13 protein-coding genes and 2 riboswitches are annotated in these 17,227 nt (G+C 74.7%); of the genes, 6 read left to right on the forward strand and 7 right to left on the reverse strand.

All coding sequences use genetic code 11. The features are described 5' to 3' along the window. Positions 1-6: 6 nt before the first annotated feature. Positions 7-1,575 carry a serine hydrolase gene (locus ACIPXM_RS22555; RefSeq protein WP_401658080.1) on the forward strand — a complete coding sequence of 523 codons (1,569 nt, stop codon included), beginning with the start codon at positions 7-9 and terminating at the stop codon, positions 1,573-1,575. A gap of 57 nt (positions 1,576-1,632) precedes the next feature. Here ACIPXM_RS22555 and ACIPXM_RS22560 read toward each other — a convergent pair whose 3' ends face one another. The 3 genes from ACIPXM_RS22560 to ACIPXM_RS22570 all read right to left on the reverse strand — a co-directional run bounded on the left by ACIPXM_RS22560 (position 1,633) and on the right by ACIPXM_RS22570 (position 5,179). Next, positions 1,633-3,105 (reverse strand): precorrin-2 C(20)-methyltransferase, encoded by a 1,473-nt coding sequence (locus ACIPXM_RS22560; protein WP_401658491.1) that lies wholly within the window; start codon positions 3,103-3,105, stop codon positions 1,633-1,635. A gap of 74 nt (positions 3,106-3,179) precedes the next feature. Then, on the reverse strand, positions 3,180-3,833 hold the full coding sequence (locus ACIPXM_RS22565) for a precorrin-8X methylmutase (RefSeq protein ID WP_401658082.1): 654 nt from the start codon (positions 3,831-3,833) through the stop codon (positions 3,180-3,182). Then, the gene (locus ACIPXM_RS22570) at positions 3,830-5,179 is read right to left on the reverse strand and encodes a cobalamin biosynthesis protein CobG (protein WP_401658084.1); all 1,350 of its coding nucleotides are present in this window, start codon (positions 5,177-5,179) and stop codon (positions 3,830-3,832) included. Before ACIPXM_RS22570 ends, ACIPXM_RS22565 begins: the two co-directional genes overlap by 4 nt. Positions 5,180-5,579: 400 nt before the next feature. After that, a riboswitch (cobalamin riboswitch) is annotated at positions 5,580-5,661 on the forward strand. A gap of 60 nt (positions 5,662-5,721) precedes the next feature. On the opposite strand from ACIPXM_RS22570, the gene cobN reads away from it, so the two are divergent. Further along, positions 5,722-9,408, forward strand: coding sequence for a cobaltochelatase subunit CobN (gene cobN, locus ACIPXM_RS22575; protein ID WP_401658086.1), 3,687 nt, complete (start codon positions 5,722-5,724; stop codon positions 9,406-9,408). Between the two features lie 61 nt (positions 9,409-9,469). Then, positions 9,470-9,799 carry a hypothetical protein gene (locus tag ACIPXM_RS22580; protein WP_401658088.1) on the forward strand — a complete coding sequence of 110 codons (330 nt, stop codon included), beginning with the start codon at positions 9,470-9,472 and terminating at the stop codon, positions 9,797-9,799. A gap of 10 nt (positions 9,800-9,809) precedes the next feature. On the opposite strand, the gene ACIPXM_RS22585 is transcribed toward ACIPXM_RS22580, so the two are convergent. From ACIPXM_RS22585 to ACIPXM_RS22595, 3 genes are all read right to left on the reverse strand, one after another. Beyond that, positions 9,810-11,282, reverse strand: coding sequence for an ABC-F family ATP-binding cassette domain-containing protein (locus ACIPXM_RS22585; RefSeq protein ID WP_401658090.1), 1,473 nt, complete (start codon positions 11,280-11,282; stop codon positions 9,810-9,812). Between the two features lie 74 nt (positions 11,283-11,356). Continuing rightward, positions 11,357-12,343 carry a S8 family peptidase gene (locus ACIPXM_RS22590; protein WP_401658092.1) on the reverse strand — a complete coding sequence of 329 codons (987 nt, stop codon included), beginning with the start codon at positions 12,341-12,343 and terminating at the stop codon, positions 11,357-11,359. 163 nt (positions 12,344-12,506) lie between these two features. Then, positions 12,507-13,079 carry a histidine phosphatase family protein gene (locus tag ACIPXM_RS22595; protein WP_401658094.1) on the reverse strand — a complete coding sequence of 191 codons (573 nt, stop codon included), beginning with the start codon at positions 13,077-13,079 and terminating at the stop codon, positions 12,507-12,509. A gap of 96 nt (positions 13,080-13,175) precedes the next feature. Continuing rightward, positions 13,176-13,249, forward strand: a riboswitch (cobalamin riboswitch). Positions 13,250-13,307: 58 nt separating this feature from the next. Between ACIPXM_RS22595 and ACIPXM_RS22600 the strand changes: the two genes are divergently transcribed. Together ACIPXM_RS22600 and ACIPXM_RS22605 are read left to right on the forward strand one after the other, a co-directional pair. Beyond that, the gene (locus ACIPXM_RS22600) at positions 13,308-13,532 is read left to right on the forward strand and encodes a CbtB-domain containing protein (RefSeq protein WP_401658096.1); all 225 of its coding nucleotides are present in this window, start codon (positions 13,308-13,310) and stop codon (positions 13,530-13,532) included. Between the two features lie 23 nt (positions 13,533-13,555). Next, positions 13,556-14,416, forward strand: a complete 861-nt coding sequence (locus ACIPXM_RS22605; protein WP_401658098.1) for a CbtA family protein — start codon at positions 13,556-13,558, stop codon at positions 14,414-14,416. 95 nt (positions 14,417-14,511) lie between these two features. On the opposite strand, the gene ACIPXM_RS22610 is transcribed toward ACIPXM_RS22605, so the two are convergent. Then, entirely contained in the window at positions 14,512-15,477 is a 966-nt protein-coding gene (locus ACIPXM_RS22610) for a D-2-hydroxyacid dehydrogenase family protein (protein WP_401658100.1), read from the reverse strand. Positions 15,478-15,667: 190 nt separating this feature from the next. On the opposite strand from ACIPXM_RS22610, the gene ACIPXM_RS22615 reads away from it, so the two are divergent. Continuing rightward, a complete protein-coding gene (locus ACIPXM_RS22615; protein ID WP_401658102.1) occupies positions 15,668-17,035 on the forward strand; it encodes a hypothetical protein in 1,368 nt (455 codons plus the stop codon). Positions 17,036-17,227: the final 192 nt, after the last annotated feature.

The raw sequence follows: 17,227 nt of genomic DNA on the forward strand, positions 1-17,227 counted from the left end.
GGAGACATGAGCACCGTTCGATGGCTTGCCGCGGCGGGACTCACGGCGCTTCTCGGCGTCACCGCCGCCGCCCCGGGACCCGCTCCCGGCCCCACCCCGGGCCCCACCCCGCCGCCCGCCCAGCCCCCGGCCCAGCTCGACGACGCCCAGGTGCAGCGGGCGGTCGACCAGCTCGACGGCGTGGTCGAGGCCGCGATGAAACGCACCGGAGTGCCCGGCGTCTCCGTCGCCGTCGTCCACGACGGCAAGGTGGTCAAGCTCCAGGGCTACGGCGTCCGCAAGGTCGGCGAGAACGCCACCGTCGACCCCGACACCGTCTTCCAACTGGCCTCCGTGTCCAAGCCGGTGGCCTCCACCGTGGTCGCGGGCGCCGTCGGCGTCGACGGCTGGACCAAGCCCATCGCCCCGAACCTGCCGGACTTCCGGCTGAAGGACCCGTGGGTCACCTCGCACATGACGGCCGCCGACCTGTTCTCGCACCGCAGCGGCCTCCCCGACCACGCCGGTGACCTGCTCGAAGACCTCGGCTACGACCAGGCGTACATCCTGTCCCACCTGCGCTACGAGCCGCTCACCCCGTTCCGGGCGAGCTACGCCTACACCAACTTCGGCCTGACCGCCGCCGCGGAGGCGGTGGCCAAGGAGAAGGGCGTCTCCTGGGACAAGCTGTCCGCCGACACCCTCTACAAGCCGGCCGGGATGAACCACACCAGCTCCCGCTTCCAGGACTTCGTGAACGCCTCCGACCGCGCCTGGGGCCACGTGAAGACCGCCGACGGCACCTGGAAGGCGCAGTACGTGCGCGACCCGGACGCCCAGACCCCGGCGGGCGGGGTCAGCTCGTCCGCCCGTGACATGGCGAACTTCGTGAAACTGCAGCTCGGCGACGGCAAGCTGGACGGCAAGCAGGTCATCGACGCCGAGGCCCTGCAGCGCACCCACTGGCCCGAGGCCATCTCCAACCCGCCGCACGCCCCCGCCGCCAGGACCGGCTTCTACGGCCTCGGCTGGAACGTGAGCTACGACGACGCGGGCCGCCTGAAGCTGTCGCACACCGGCGGGTTCGCGCTCGGCGCGCACACCAACGTGACGATGCTGCCCGGCGAACAGCTCGGCATCGTCGTCCTCACCAACGGCTCGCCGGTCGGCGTCGCCGACGCCGTCGCGCTCGACTTCTTCGACATCGCCGAGCAGGGCAAGGTCAGCCGCGACTGGATCCCGCTCGTCAACCAGTTGTACGAGGCGCAGACGGACGCGCTCCGCTCGAAGACCGACTTCGCCCACCCGCCCGCCGGTGCCGCGCCCGCGAAGGCCGCCGACACCTACGCGGGCACGTACCGCAACGACTACTACGGCCCGGCGGAGGTCCTGTCCGCGGCCGACGGCACCCTCACCCTGCAACTGGGCCCGAAGCACCAGTCGTACCGCCTGACGCACTACGACGGCGACACGTTCAGCTTCGAGACGGCGAACGAGAACGCCATCGGCCCGACCGGGGTCACCTTCACCCCGGACGGCAAGTCGTTCACGGTGGAGTACCTGAACGCGGAGGGCCTCGGCACCTTCACCCGTTGAGAGACTCTGATGTGACGGTACGTCAGACCCGCCAGGTCCCCTGAGGGGCTCGGCGGGTCAGCCGTACCGGCGCGGCGTCCACGCGATCGTCGATCCGTCCGCCCGCTCCGTCACCCGGGTCTGCGAGGAGCCGATCAGGAGCAGGGTGCGCATGTCGACCTCGGTCGGGTCGAGGGTGCCCAGGGTGAGGATCCGTACCGACTGCTCCGGGCCGCCGACATCGCGGGCCACCACCACCGGGGTTTCCTGCGGCCGCAGTTCGAGGAGCAGTTCGCGGGCCGCGGCGACCTGGTGGGTGCGGCTGCGGGAGCCCGGGTTGTAGATGGCCAGGACCAGGTCCGCCTCGGCCGTGGCGCGGAGCCGGCCCGCGATCACGTCCCACGGCTTGAGCCGGTCGGACAGCGAGACGGTCGCGTAGTCGTGGCCGAGCGGGGCGCCCGCCGCCGCGGCGGCCGCGTTGGCCGCGGTCACGCCCGGCAGCACCCGTACCGGCACATCGGCGTACGCCGGTTCCGCCGCCACCTCAAGGACGGCCGTGGCCATCGCGAAGACGCCCGGGTCGCCGCCGGACACCACCGCCACCCGCCGCCCGCGCCGGGCCAGTTCGAGCGCGAACTCGGCGCGCTCCGACTCCACCTTGTTGTCCGAACCGTGCCGCCGCTGACCGGCCCGCAGCACCGGCACCCGGTCCAGATAGGTGGTGTAGCCGACCAGGTCGTCCGCGTTGACCAGCGCGCCGCGCGACTCCGGGGTCAGCCAGGGCGCCCCGGCCGGGCCGGTGCCGACCACGACGACCTCGCCCTTCTCCCGTACCGGCGGCTGCTCGTCGATCCGCGACGGCAGCACGGCGACGGCGAAGTACGGCACCGACTCCGGGTCCACGTCGGTGAGGCGCCCGGTGCGCTCGCCCGCCATGAACGCCCGCTCCACGTACCGGGCGTCGTCGAGCCGCCCGGCCCGCTCCAGGGCCCGCTTCACGGTCGGGAAGGTGCGGCCGAGCTTCATCACGACCGCCGAGTCGGTGCCCGCGAGGCGCGCCGTCAGCTCGTCCTCCGGCAGCGTGCCGGGCACGATCGTCAGCACCTCCTCCGCCTCGCACAGCGGCTCGCCGAGCCGCGCGGCGGCGGCGCTCACCGAGGTGACACCGGGGATGACGGTCGTCTCGTAGCGGTGCGCGAGCCGCTTGTGCATGTGCTGGTACGAGCCGTAGAACAGCGGGTCGCCCTCGGCGAGCACGGCGACCGTGCGGCCCGCGTCGAGATGCGCGGCGAGCCGTTCGGCGGCCTCCGCGTAGAAGTCGTCGAGCGCGCCCCGGTAGCCGCCGGGGTGGTCGGTGGTCTCCACCGTGAGCGGGTACATCAGCCGCTCCTCGATCTGCTCCGGCCGGATGTGCCCGGCGGCGATCGAGCGGGCGATGGAACGCCCGTGCCGGGCCGAGTGGTACGCGACGACGTCCGCGCCCTCGATCGCCCGCACCGCGGCGAGCGTGAGCAGCTCGGGGTCGCCGGGCCCGAGCCCGACCCCGTACAGCCTGCCCCGCGCCGAATTCTGTTCCGTCGCCGGTTCCGTCGCCGGTTCCGTCCCCGGTTCCGTCCGCGTGCTGCTCACTGCTGGATCTCCGCTTCGTGCGCGAGGGCGTTGAGGGCCGCCGCCGTCATGGCGCTGCCGCCGCGACGGCCGCGGACGACCAGGAAGTCGAGGCCGAGGCCGTTCTCGGCGAGGGCGTCCTTGGACTCGGCGGCGCCGATGAAGCCGACCGGGATGCCGAGGACGGCGGCGGGCTTCGGCGCGCCCTTCGCGATCATCTCCAGGAGGTGGAAGAGCGCGGTGGGCGCGTTGCCGATGGCGACGACCGAGCCTTCGAGGCGGTCCCGCCACAGTTCGAGCGCGGCGGCGGACCGGGTGGTGCCGAGCTCGGCGGCGAGCGCGGGCACCGCCGGGTCGGAGAGCGTGCACAGCACCTCGTTGTCGGCGGGCAGCCGCTTGCGGGTGACGCCGCTGGCGACCATCCGCGCGTCGCACAGGATCGGCGCCCCGGCGCGCAGCGCGGCACGGGCGGCGGAGACGACGCCGGGGGAGAAGGCGAGGTCGGTCACGAGGTCGGTCATGCCGCAGGCGTGGATCATCCGCACCGCGACGGTGGCGACGTCGTCGGGCAGGCCCGCGAGGTCCGCCTCGGCGCGGATCGTGGCAAAGGAGCGGCGGTAGATCTCGGCGCCGTCCTTCTCGTACTCGAACATCCTGGTGCTCTCGCTCATCTCGTGTGGGGAACGCGGGCCGCCGCGACGGTCTCGAAGAAGGCCTCGAAGGAGGGATCGGGATCCGGGTCGTACGGGGTGGGGGCGCCGTCCACCTGGTAGGCGCCGTCGCCGAGCGCGAGGACGTCGACCCAGGCGCCGTGCGGATGTCCGCAGCGCCGCTCGCACCCGGAGAAGTGCACGGGCAGCGCGATCAGCGGGCCGGTCACGGGGCCGGTCCCGGCGGCGACCGCCCGGACGTCGTCGAGCGCCTTGCCGCACCCGGGCCGCCCGGTGCAGGCGGTGACGCCGACGCCGGGGGCGCCCGGGTCGGTGAGCAGGCCGAGCCCGGCGAGTGCGGTGAGGGCGGCGGCCCGGTTCTCCGGCCCGGCGTCCGGGTGCGGGTGCGGGTGCGGGTGCGGGACGACGACCGCACCGCGCCACGGCGTGAACCGCACCTCGGCCGCGGGCAGCAGCCCGCGCAGCTGGGCGGCGGTGAGCCGGCCCAGCGGGGCCAGGACGTGCAGGGCGTGTGCGCCGAGGTGCCCTGGCGGCAGCGGCGGGGCGGCGGGCGGGTGCGTGTCGGGGTGGGTGTCCGGGTGCGCGTCGGGGTGGGTGTCGGGGTGCGTGTCCGGTACGGGCTCCGCCGGGACGCCCGCCGCCGTGAGCGCGGCCACCAGGCCGGTCTCCGTCCCTGCGGGAAGCTCCCGTACCCGCCAGGCGCCGTTGCCGGCGACCTCGGCCGCCGCGAGGAACGCGAGGGCGGCGGCCAGCGCGGCGCGGGGCGCGTCGGCCGCCGCGATCCGCAGGGTGCGGGCGCCGACCCGGAGCAGGGCCGCGCCCGGCTCCTCGGCTGCGAGCAACGTCACATCGCCGCCCAGGCCCGCCACGTCCCCGCGCCCGTCGTCCAGGACGAACAGGAACCGGCCCGAGAGAGCCGCCGCGCGCGGCTCCGCGCACAGCAGCGCGTCCAGCTCGCGCACCCACAACTGGGCGTCCGCGTGGCCGAGTCCGTCGAGCCCGGCCGCCGGGGATGCGACCAGATTGCGCACCCGCTCATGGCTCGGGGCGGGCAGCAGACCCACCGGGGCGAGCCGCTCGGCGAGGGCGGCGGCGCAGTCCTCCGCGAGACCGCGCAGCTCCGCGTTGCCGCGCGAGGTGATCGAGACGCCGCCGTCGCCCAAATCCTCGGCCGCGGCGGCCAGGACCTCCACTTGACGCTCCGTCAATCTTCCCCCGGGCAGCCGGAGTCGGGCGAGGAAGCCGTCGTCGGCGCGGTGCAGCCGGAGTGCCCCGGGGCAGGCGTCGCCGCGGTCCCGTATGAGCGGTTCGTCCCGTTCGGGCGAGGTGTGTCGGGTGGCGGGCATGGCGGCGAGCATACCCACGCCCCTGCCCCCGGCCGAGGGCCGACAGGGACCCCCACCGAGCCTCCCGTGGCTCCCGCCGGGACGCCCCGGACCTCGTCGCCGGGCCTCCGGTGGCTCCCCGCGACCCCCGCCGCGCCGCCACCCCCGCTGTGATCCGGCCGACCCCCGCGTCCACCCCCACCCCACCCCCTCACGATCGAGGGCCTGCCCGGTGGATCATGGCCGGGGCCGGGGCGTCTGGCACGGCACCTCGCCGCGTTGCCGAACCGCCCCGATAGCTCCGCTATCGAGACGCTCCGGCGCCTTGCGATGCACCGCACCAGACGCCCCGGCCTGCCCGACCCTGATCCACCGGGCAGGCCCTAGGATGCAGACCGGCATGGGGTCCCAGGACCCCGGGGAGGAAGCCCGGTGAGAATCCGGCGCGGTCCCGCCACTGTGAGCCGCGCCCCGGGCGACCGGGGCCGGTGAGTCAGGAACTCCCGCCGTCCATACGACCACCCGGGGCGCGGACAACCCCGAGGAAGGGCCTGAGCCTCGCCATGCTCCTGCTGCTGTCGCACTCCGACACCGACCTGCTCAGCGCCCGCGCGGCGAACGCCGCCGCCGCGGCCGTCCCCGCCGACGAGTCCCCCGCCTGGCGCTTCGCCAACCCCTCCCGGCTGCCGCTCGCCGACCTCGACGCCCTCCTCGACGGCGCCGAGCTCGTCGTCGTCCGTCTCCTCGGCGGCCTGCGCTCCTGGCAGGACGGCCTCGACGCGGTCCTCGCCGCCGGAAAGCCCGTCGTCGTGCTCAGCGGCGAACAGGCCCCCGACGCCCAGCTGATGGGCTCCTCCACCGTGCCCGTCGGCGTCGCCACCGAGGCCCACGCCTACCTCGCGCACGGCGGCCCGGCCAACCTCGCCCAGCTCGCCCGCTTCCTCTCCGACACCGCGCTGCTCACCGGCCACGGCTTCGAACCCCCGGCCGCCGCCCCCACCTGGGGCCCCCTTGAGCGCACCGCGCGGCAGCTGCCGGACGGCGCGCCGACCATCGCCGTGCTTTACTACCGCGCCCACCACATGAGCGGGAACACCGGCTTCGTCGACGCCCTCTGCTCGGCGATCGAGGACGCGGGCGCCCGCCCGCTGCCGCTGTACGTGGCCTCGCTGCGGGCCCCCGAGGCGGAGCTCGTCGACACCCTCCGTACCGCCGACGCCCTCGTCACCACCGTCCTCGCCGCCGGTGGCACCAAGCCCGCCGAGGCGCAGGCGGGCGGCGACGAGGAGGCGTGGGACGCGGGCGCGCTCGCCGCGCTCGACGTGCCGATCCTGCAGGCGCTGTGCCTGACCGGCTCGCGCGCCGCCTGGGACGAGAACGACGAGGGCCTCTCGCCGCTCGACGCCGCGAGCCAGGTCGCCGTGCCCGAGTTCGACGGCCGCCTGATCACCGTGCCGTTCTCCTTCAAGGAGATCGACGAGGACGGTCTCCCGGCGTACGTGGCGGACGCCGAGCGCGCCGCCCGGGTCGCGGGCATCGCCGTCCGGCACGCCCGGCTGCGGCACATCCCGAACGCCGAGAAGAAGCTGGCGCTGGTCCTCTCCGCGTACCCGACCAAGCACGCCCGCATCGGCAACGCCGTCGGCCTCGACACCCCCGCGTCCGCCGTCGCCCTGCTTCGGCGGCTGATCGCCGAGGGCTACGACTTCGGCCCCGTCGAGTCCATCCCCGGTCTGGTCTCCGGCGACGGCGACGAGCTGATCTACGCCCTGATCGAGGCCGGTGGCCACGACCAGGACTGGCTCACCGAGGAGCAGCTGGCGAAGAACCCGGTCCGGATCCCGGCCGCCGACTACAAGCGCTGGTACGCCGAACTCCCGGCCGAGCTGCGCGAGCAGGTCGAGGAGCACTGGGGCCCGGCGCCCGGTGAGATGTTCCTGGACCGTTCGCGGGTCGGGCGGGGCGGCGACCCGGAGGGCGACATCGTGCTCGGCGCGCTGCGCCGCGGCAACCTGCTCGTGCTCATCCAGCCGCCGCGCGGCTTCGGCGAGAACCCGATCGCGATCTACCACGACCCCGATCTCCCGCCGTCCCACCACTACCTCGCCGCCTACCGCTGGATCGCCGCGCAGACGGCCGACGGCGGCTTCGGCGCCGACGCGATGGTGCACCTGGGCAAGCACGGCAACCTGGAGTGGCTGCCCGGCAAGAACGCCGGCCTGTCCGCCGCCTGCGGCCCGGACGCGGCCCTCGGCGACCTGCCCCTCGTCTACCCGTTCCTGGTCAACGACCCGGGCGAGGGCACCCAGGCCAAGCGCCGGGTGCACGCCACCCTGGTCGACCACCTGGTGCCGCCGATGGCCCGCGCCGACTCGTACGGCGACATCGCCCGCCTGGAGCAACTCCTCGACGAGTACGCCCAGATCAGCTCCATGGACCCGGCGAAGCTGCCCGCGATCCGGGCGCAGATCTGGACGCTGATCCAGGCCGCGAAGCTCGACCACGACCTTGGCATGGCCGACCGCCCCGAGGACGACGGCTTCGACGACTTCCTGCTGCACGTCGACGGCTGGCTGTGCGAGGTCAAGGACGCCCAGATCCGCGACGGACTGCACGTCCTCGGCGGCGCGCCGACCGGCCCCGAGCGGGTCAACCTGGTCCTGTCCATCCTGCGCGCCCGGCAGATCTGGGGCGGCACCCAGGCGCTGCCCGGGCTGCGCGAGGCGCTCGGTCTCGACGAGTCCGCCGCGACCCGGATCACCGCCGACGAGGCGGAGGCGAAGGCCCGCGCGCTGGTCGAGGCGATGGAGGCGGCGGACTGGGAGGTGGCGGCCGTGGCCGGGGTCTGCGGCGACGCGTACGGCCCCGACGTGGCCGCGGTGCTGCGCTTCGCCTGCGAGCAGGTGGTGCCGCGGCTCGCCGCCACCACCGACGAACTCGCCCACTCCGTCCACGCGTTGAACGGCGGCTTCGTCCCGGCGGGCCCGTCCGGCTCGCCGCTGCGCGGCCTCGTCAACGTGCTGCCGACCGGCCGCAACTTCTACTCGGTCGACCCCAAGGCCGTGCCGTCCCGGCTCGCCTGGGAGACCGGCCAGGCCCTCGCCGACTCGCTCCTGGCGCGCTACCGCACCGACAACGGCGAGTGGCCCAGCTCCGTCGGCCTGTCCCTGTGGGGGACGAGCGCGATGCGCACGGCGGGCGACGACGTCGCCGAGGCGCTGGCGCTGCTCGGCGTCCGGCCGGTCTGGGACGACGCCTCGCGCCGGGTGAAGGGCCTTGAGGCCATCCCGCTGGCCGAGCTCGGCCGCCCGCGCGTCGATGTGACGCTGCGCATCTCCGGCTTCTTCCGTGACGCGTTCCCGCACGTCATCGGGCTGCTCGACGACGCCGTCCGGCTGGTCGCCGGGCTCGCCGACGAGTCCGCCGAGGACAACTACGTCCGCGCCCACGCGCAGGCCGACCTCGCCGAGCACGGCGACGAACGCCGCGCCACCACCCGCATCTTCGGCTCCCGGCCCGGCACCTACGGCGCCGGTCTGCTCCAGCTGATCGACTCCCGGGACTGGCGCACCGACGCGGACCTCGCCGAGGTGTACACGGTGTGGGGCGGCTACGCGTACGGCCGCGGTCTCGAAGGCCGCCCGGCGCGCGCCGAGATGGAGACGGCGTACAAGCGGATCGCGGTCGCGGCGAAGAACACCGACACCCGCGAGCACGACATCGCCGACTCGGACGACTACTTCCAGTACCACGGCGGCATGGTGGCGACCGTGCGCGCGCTGCGCGGCACCGCGCCGGAGGCGTACATCGGCGACTCCACCCGCCCCGAGACGGTCCGCACCCGCACCCTGGTCGAGGAGACCTCCCGGGTCTTCCGGGCCCGGGTGGTCAACCCGCGCTGGATCCAGGCGATGCGCCGGCACGGCTACAAGGGCGCGTTCGAGCTGGCGGCGACCGTCGACTACCTCTTCGGCTACGACGCCACGACCGGTGTGATCGCCGACTGGATGTACGACAAGCTCACCCAGGAGTACGTCCTCGACCCGGAGAACCAGGCGTTCCTGAAGGACGCCAACCCGTGGGCCCTGCACGGGATCGCGGAGCGGCTCCTGGAGGCCGAGTCGCGCGGCATGTGGGAGAAGCCGGACCCGGAGACGCTGGCCGCGCTGCGGCAGGTGTTCCTGGAGACGGAGGGCGATCTGGAGGACGACGGGTCCGGGGACGAGGCCGGGGCCGGGTCCGACGCCTGAGTTAGGCTCGCGGTTCGTTCGAGAGCTCACGAGAGCTGATCAGGGGTACGGGGTGGGGTCGATGGGTCTGCGTGGGCGCGGGATCGTGGTGGCGTCGGTGGTGCTGGGCCTCGGCCTGACGCTGGGCGCCTGCGGGGGCTCGGACGGGGACGGCGACGGCGGTACGGGGCCGACGCCCGGCGCCACGGCCCCGGCGACGCCCACCGCGACGCCCACCGCGTCGGACGCCCCGACGGACGGCCCGACGGACGGCCCGACCGGTACCGCGACCGGCACCCCGGACGGGACCCCGACCGCCGGGCCCTCGGCCCGGCGGACCCCGCCGACCATGGGCGGCCGGTCGCTGAAGCCGTACGCGCCGCCGACCTCGGCGGCGACGCCGAGCCCGTGACCGGGACGCCTCACGCGGGGCACGGCACGTCGGCGTCCCACGGCGCCAGGTCGATCCGTCGCCCCCGGAAGCCCGCGCGGAGCCGCCGGTCGTGGCTGACCAGGACCACCGTGCCCGGGTAGTGCGCGAGGGCCGCGTCCAGCTCCTCCACCAGACCGGGGGAGAGGTGGTTCGTCGGCTCGTCGAGCAGCAGCAGATCGGCCGGGGCGGTGACCAGCCGGGCCAGCTCCAGGCGACGGCGCTGGCCGGTCGACAGGGCACGGACCGGGACCGTGAGGTCCCGCTCGGCGAACAGGCCGAGCGCGCGCAGCAGTTCGGTGCGGTCCGCCCCGAACGCCTCGGCGACGGTACGGGGATCGGTGGCCGCGCCGGTGTCCTGCCGGAGCAGGCCCACCCGGTCCGGCGTCGTGCTCACGGCCACCGTGCCGCTGTTCGGGGCGAGTTCGCCCGCGAGCAGCCGCAACAGGGTCGTCTTCCCGGCCCCGTTGCGGCCGGTGACGAGGAGCCGTTCGCCCGGGGCGAGGTGGAGCGCGTCGAGCCGGAGCCGTCCGGCGACCCGGACGTCCGCGAGCTCGACCCCCGCCGCCGCGCCGGATCCGGTCCCTGTCCCGGTCCCTGTTCCGGTCCCTGAGCCGCTGCCGCTGCCGCCCGGGAACCAGGCGGTGAACCGCAGCGGTTCCGGCGGCCTCGGCACCGGGTGCGCGGCGAGTTCCGCGAGCCGGGTGCGGGCGGCCCTGATCCGGCTCATCGCGCCGTGCGCCCGCGAGCGGGCCCGGAACGCGCCCGCCCCGCTGAACGCGGCCGGGGCCTTGCGCGGGATCGCCGAGAACCGGTCGATGGCGCTGTCGGCGAGCGCCGCGTACCGCGCCCGTTCGGTGCGCCACTCCTCGTGCTCCCGCACCCGGCGGGCCCGGTCGGCGGCCCGTCCGGCCAGATAGCCGGGGTAGCCGTCGCCGTGGCGCCGTACCGTCCGGGTCTCGTGGTCGACCTCGACGACCGCCGTGGTCACCCGGTCGAGGAAGGCCCGGTCGTGGGTGACCGCGACCACCGTGCCCCGGTGTCCGCGCAGCCGCTCCTCCAGCCAGGCCACGGCCTCGTCGTCGAGGTCGTTGGTCGGCTCGTCGAGCAGCAGCAGTTCGGGGTCGGCGGCGAGCACCCCGGCAAGCGCGAGCCGGGACCTGCGCCCGCCGGACAGGGTGCCGAGCGGGCGGTCCCGGCCGGCCGGGGCGGCGAGCGGTGCGCGTTCGCCGAGCCGCCGCAGCACGTCGGCCACCCGCCGGTCGGCGTCGGCGCCGCCGCGCGCCTCGTGGGCGGCGAGCAGCTCGGCGTACCCGTCGAGGTCGCCGGTGACGGTGCCGTGGTCGGGGGTCTCCTGCCCGGCGAGCAGCCGCAGCAGGGTGGACCTGCCGGATCCGTTGTCGCCGACGACGCCGACGCGTTCGCCGGGTCGTACGGAGAGCGAGATCCGTCGCTTCGCCTTCACCGTACGCCCCCGGCACCACCCCCCCTCGCAAGACGTTTCGTCTCGCGAGGGGGTGAGGGGAGGTGGGGAGTGCTTCAGGACTTCAGGTCCTTCGCGGCCTTCACGGCCGCCGCCGCGTCCACGTTGCCGAGTCCGAGCTTCGCCTGCTGCTGCGGGTTGCTCGCGGTGTCCTGGATGGTCTTCATGATCTGCGCCGGGTTCAGGCCCTGCTGGTGCAGCAGCGCGGCGACGGCGGAGACGTACGGCGAGGCCATCGAGGTGCCGGAGAGCGTGCCGTAGCCGGAGGTGTCCTTCAGGGTCTCCTTGGTCGTGTACGTCGGCAGCGTGGACAGGATGTTCACGCCGGGCGCGGCGACCGCGTTCTGCGCGCCGAAGTTGGTGAAGGAGGCGGGCGCGCCGTTCTCCCCGGCCGCGTTGACCACGAGGACCGGGGTGTCGATCTTGTACGGCTGGAGCAGCGTCGAGTCGTTGCCCGCCGCCGCGACGACCACGGCGCCCTTGCTGTTGGCGGTGGCGATGGCCTGGTTGAGCACCCCGCCCTTGAGCAGCCGGGCCATCAGGCCGGACTCGCCGAGGGAGAGGTTGATGACGTCGGCGCCGTGCTGGGCGGCCCAGACGATGCCCTTGGTGATGTTCTCGTTGGTGCCGCTGCCGTCCGCGCCGAGCACCCGGACCGGCATGATCTTGGCGCCGGGGGCGCCGCCCGCGACCCCGATGCCGTTGTCCGTGTGGGCGGCGGCGATCCCGGCGACATGGGTGCCGTGGCCGTTCAGGTCCTTGGGCTGGTCGTCGTTGTCGACGAAGTCGTGCCCGGCGACCAGGCGGCCCTTCAGGTCGGGGTGGTCGAGGTCGATGCCGGTGTCCACGACCGCGATGATCGTGTCGTCGCCCTTGCTGGTGTCCCAGGCGGTCGGCAGCTTCAGCGCGTCGAGGGCCCACTGCTGCCCGCGCATCGGGTCGGCCTTGTCGTCGTCGTCGCTGCCGCAGGCCGTGGTCAGAGCCGCGGTCAGGGCGGTGAGGGCCGTGAGGGCGACGAGAGTGCTGCTGGGCCGACGGCGCATGAAATTCTCCCCATTTGTACGCATTCCTGGTGCATCCGCACCAGTCAAACGGCAGTCGGGGTCCCCCGCATCCCGAGCGGCTCCGACCGTGCGGCCGCCGGGGCAGGCGGCGACGGCCGGGACGACGGCCGGGGCGACGGGGCGATCGGTCGCGGGCGGCCCGTCAGTCCCCGGTGAGCGGCGCCCCGATCCGTACGTTCCAGCGCCCCGCCCGGCCCGACAGCTCCACCGTCTCCAACGGCCGTACGTCCAGGCGCCAGAAGCTCTCCTGCGGCGCGCCGAGCGCCTCGGCGACGGCCGCCCGGATCACGTCCGGCTCGGCGAACACCACCAACCGGCCGGAGGGGCCGGTCAGTTCGGGCGAGGTGAGCCAGGCCGCGACCCGGGTCCGCAGCGCGCGCAGCGACTCGCCGCCGTGCGGGGCCGCGTCCGGGTCGGTGAGCCAGGCGGCCACCGACTCCGTTTCCCCGGAGCCGAGTTCGGCGAGTTCGGCGAGCGTACGGCCCCGCCAGCGGCCCATCGCGCAGCCCGCGAGGGCCTGCTCCACCTCGGCGTCGGGCACGCCGAGCGCCGTCGCGGTGGCCGCGCAGCGACCGGAGGGCGAGCGGAGCACCCGTACCCCCGCGGGCAGTTGCGGCGGGTCGGCGACCGGCTCCACGGGACCCGCGTCGTCGAACCGGGCCTGGCGCAGCGCCGCGGTCAGAGCGGGCGCGATCAGCGAGAGCCGGACGGTCATGGGTGATACATCCCTCAGCGTTTCGGACACTCTTGGCGGGGAGTGTGCGGCGCGGTACCTTCAGTCGACATTTTCAGAGAACGACGACGGCGAGACGGAAGTCCGGTGAGATTCCGGCACGGTCGCGCCACTGTGAGCTGCCTCGGACCCACCGGGGCGGTGAGTCAGACCCGACGACCGTCGTCGCGCACCACCGTATGGGACGCGAGTTCCCCAGGAGGTTCCACCATGGCCGAGGCCATAGCTTCGCCCGTCACGTCCGTGCCCGCCGTCGCCCCGCTCTCGCTGCCGGTCCGCGCGGTGCTCCCCTGGGCACTGTTCGCCGGTGTCCTGATGCTGGTCGCCCTGTACTTCGTCGGTGCCGAGCAGGGGGCGACCTCCCTGTTCGCGGGCAGCGACGTGCACGAGTGGGTCCACGACGGACGCCACCTGCTCGGTTTCCCCTGCCACTGACGACCGAGGGGCCACCAGCGCACATGTCTGACACCACCATGCCCACGAGCGCGCCCACCGGCTCGCTCGTGGGCAGACTTCTGCTCCGCGGCATGCTCGCGGGTCTCATCGCCGGACTCTTCGCCTTCGGTCTCGCGTACGTCGCGGGCGAGCCGTCCGTCAACGCCTCGATCGCCGTCGAGGAGGCCACCGCCAAGGCCGAGGCGGCGAAGGAGGCCGGGCACGACCACGGCACCGAGGCCGCGGCGGGCCACGACCACGGCGGCCAGGCGGCCGAAGAAGAGGAGGAGATCGTCAGCCGGGACCTCCAGTCCACGGCGGGTCTCGCCACCGGCGTCCTCGTCTACGGCGTCGCCCTCGGCGGCATCGCGTCCCTCGCGTTCTGCTTCGTCCTCGGCCGGGTCGGCCGGTTCACGGCGAAGGCCACCGCGGCGCTCGTCTCCGCGGCGGCGTTCACCACGGTCTACCTGGTGCCGTTCCTGAAGTACCCGGCGACCCCGCCGGCCGTCGGCAACCCGGACACCATCGGGAAGCGCACCACGCTCTTCTTCCTGATGATCCTGCTGAGCGTGCTGCTCGGCGTCGCCGCGGTCATCGTGGGGCGCAGGCTCGCCCCGCGCCTCGGCAACTGGAACGCCACGGTCGTCGCGGGCCTCGGCTTCACCGCCGCGGTCGTGCTGGCCTGCGCGGTCCTGCCGGACAACGAGGACGCAGTCGCCGCGAACTTCCCGGCCGCCGTGCTGTGGGACTTCCGGCTCGCCACCCTCGGCATCCAGGCGGTCCTGTGGGTGGTCTTCGGGCTCGCCTTCGGACTGCTCGCGGAGCGGCTGCTCGCCCCGGCGACGGCCGGTGCCCGCGCGGTACGGACGGCCGAGGCCGCCTGACCCCGTACCCGCCGCACGATCGTGCCGCCTCGTCGGCCCCGTACCCCGCCCGGCGGGGGCACGGGGCCGACGGCGTTCCCGTACGCGCGTACGCCTCAGGCAGGCAGGGCCAGTTCGCGGACCGGGGTGCCGTCGAGCCAGCCCGCGATGTCCTCGACCGCCCCGCCGAAGTAGCGGGCGTAGTTGGCCCGCGAGACATAGCCGAGGTGCGGCAGCGCGAGGACGTTCGGCAGGGTGCGCAGCGGGTCGTCGGCGGGCAGCGGCTCCGTCTCGTACACGTCGAGGCCCGCGCCCGCGATCCAGCCCTCGCGCAGCGCCCGCAGCAGCGCCGGTCCGTCGACGAGCCCCGCGCGGGAGGTGTTCACCAGGTACGCGTCCGGGCGCATCGCCCGTAGTTCGCGCTCCCCGAGCAGCCCGCGGGTGCGGTCGGACAGCACCAGGTGGACCGAGACGAAGTCGGCGGCGGCCAGCAGTTCGGGCAGCTCGGCGGCGCGTCGTACGCCGTGCTCGGCGGCGCGCGCGTCGGTGAGGTGCGGGCTCCAGGCGACCACGTCCATGCCGAACGCGAGGCCCACCCGGGCCACCCGGCCGCCGATCTTGCCGAGACCGACCAGGCCCAGGGTGCGGCCCGCGAGGTCGGCGCCGACCGTCGACTGCCAGGGCCCGCCGTCCCGCATCGCCCGGCTCTCGACGTGCGTCTGCCGGGCGAGACCGAGCAGCAGCGCCCAGGTCAGCTCGGTGGGCGGGGTGGAGCCGCTGTCGGTGCCGCAGACCGTGACGCCCCGGGCGCGGGCGGCGGCGAGGTCGATGGAGGCGTTGCGCATCCCGGAGGTGACGACGAGTTCGAGCCGGGGCAGCCGGGCGAGCAGCGCCGCGTCGAGCGGGGTCCGCTCGCGCATCACGACGAGGATCTCGCAGTCGCCGACGGCGGCGACCACCGCGTCCTGGTCCGCGAGCCGCTCGCGGATGGTCCTGACCTCCACTCGGCCGTCGAGCGCACTCCAGTCGGCCGAGGCGAGGGCCACACCCTGATAGTCGTCCAGTACCGCGCAGCGCTTCATGCCCCGCATGATCGCCCATGGAGCGTACGGGCGGGGGCGCGGGGCCGCCCGTCGGGCGGGGCGGACGGGTGAGGGCGCCGGTGGTCGCGGCTCCCGGTGCGACAAAGGCGGGGCGCCCGCCCAGAATCGGGATGATCCACCGAGCCCGGGAGGTGCGCCTCGCGGAGCCTCGCGGAGGAGGAGCCCGCCCATGACGACGCCCGATCCCGCAGAACCCACCAGTCCCACTGGCCCCACCGGCGCTGCCGGTCCCGGTCCCGGTCCCGGTCCCGGTCCCGACGAGGTGGCCGCCCTCCGGGCCCGGATCGCCGCCCTCGAAGCCGCCGCGGGACCGGAGCGCCCCGCGCGGCCCCCGCACCACCGCTGGCGCGCGTTCTTCGCCGCGCTCCTCATCGTCGTCGGCTGCGTCCTCGCGCCGCTCGGTCTGGTCGCCGCATGGGCGGCGGACGAGATCGGCGACACCGACCGCTATGTGGCGACCATGGCCCCGCTCGCCGCCGACCCCGACATCCAGGCGGCGGTCGCGAACCGGGTCACCGACGCCGTGATGGACCACATCGACCTCGCCGACCTGCTCGAAGGCGTCGCCCCCGACCAGCGCCCGCTGCTCGCCAAGGCGCTCGGCAAGCTGGGCGGTTCGCTCGAAGGCGCGGTGCGCAGCTTCGTGCACGACAAGGCGCAGGACTTCGTGGCCTCCGACGCGTTCGGGACGGTGTGGGAGGAGGCCAACCGGGCCGTCCACACCTCCCTCGACCGGGCCCTGACCGGCAGCGACGACGGCGCCGTGAAGATCGAGCAGGACACCGTGACGCTCGACCTGGCGCCGGTGGTGGACCGGGTCAAGCAGCGCCTGGTCGACTCGGGGCTCACGGTGGCCGGGAAGATCCCGGAGGTGCACACCGACTTCACGGTGGTGCGCGCGGACGACATCGGCAAGGTCCGCACCTACTTCGGGCTGCTGCAGAAGGCGGGCTTCTGGGTGCCGGTGCTCGCCGTGCTGTGCGTGGCGGCGGGCGTGCTCCTCGCGACCCGCCGCAGGCGCACCCTGATCGCGGCGGCGCTGGGCTTCGCGGTGGCGTCGCTGCTGCTCGGGATCGGCCTGACCGTGTTCCGTACGGTCTATCTGAACGCCCTGCCGAGCGGTGTCTCGCCCGCCGCGGCCGGGTCCGTCTACGACGTCCTGGTGCGCTATCTGCGCACCTCGGTACGGGTGTTCGTGACCCTCGGCGTGGTCTTCGCGCTGGCGGCCTGGCTGTCCGGTCCTGGGCGGTGGGCGACGCTGGTCCGCGGGGTCTGGCACGCGGGCATCGCGGCGACCCGCGCCGCCGCCGACCGCGCGGGCCTGCGCACCGGCCCGGTCGGGCCGTTCGTGCGCCGGTGGCGGCGCTGGCTGACCTGGCTCCTGGTGGCGGCGACGGTCGTGGGCTACATCTGGTGGCCGCACCCGACCGGCTGGGTGGTGGTGGGCCTGGCGCTCGCCCTGCTGTTCGCGCTCGCGGTGACGGACTTCCTGGCCGCGGAGTCCTCCTCCGGGTCTTCCGGTGCGGCGGTCGGGTGACCGCGGGCGCACTCCGGGCGCCGTCGCTCGGCCTGCTGGCGGCGGCGCTGACGCTCGGCCTGGCGGCGCGGTCGGCGGGACGGCGGGGGAGAGAGTGGGGGACGGGCGCTCGCCCACCACTTGGCACAGGTCCTGGCACAGGAGTTCCGTTTCTTTGCCGCGGGAGCGATGAGTTCTTCGGGCGCCCCGGGT

Source organism: Streptomyces sp. NPDC090025 (assembly GCF_044748125.1).
Taxonomy (GTDB): Bacteria; Actinomycetota; Actinomycetes; order Streptomycetales; family Streptomycetaceae; genus Streptomyces.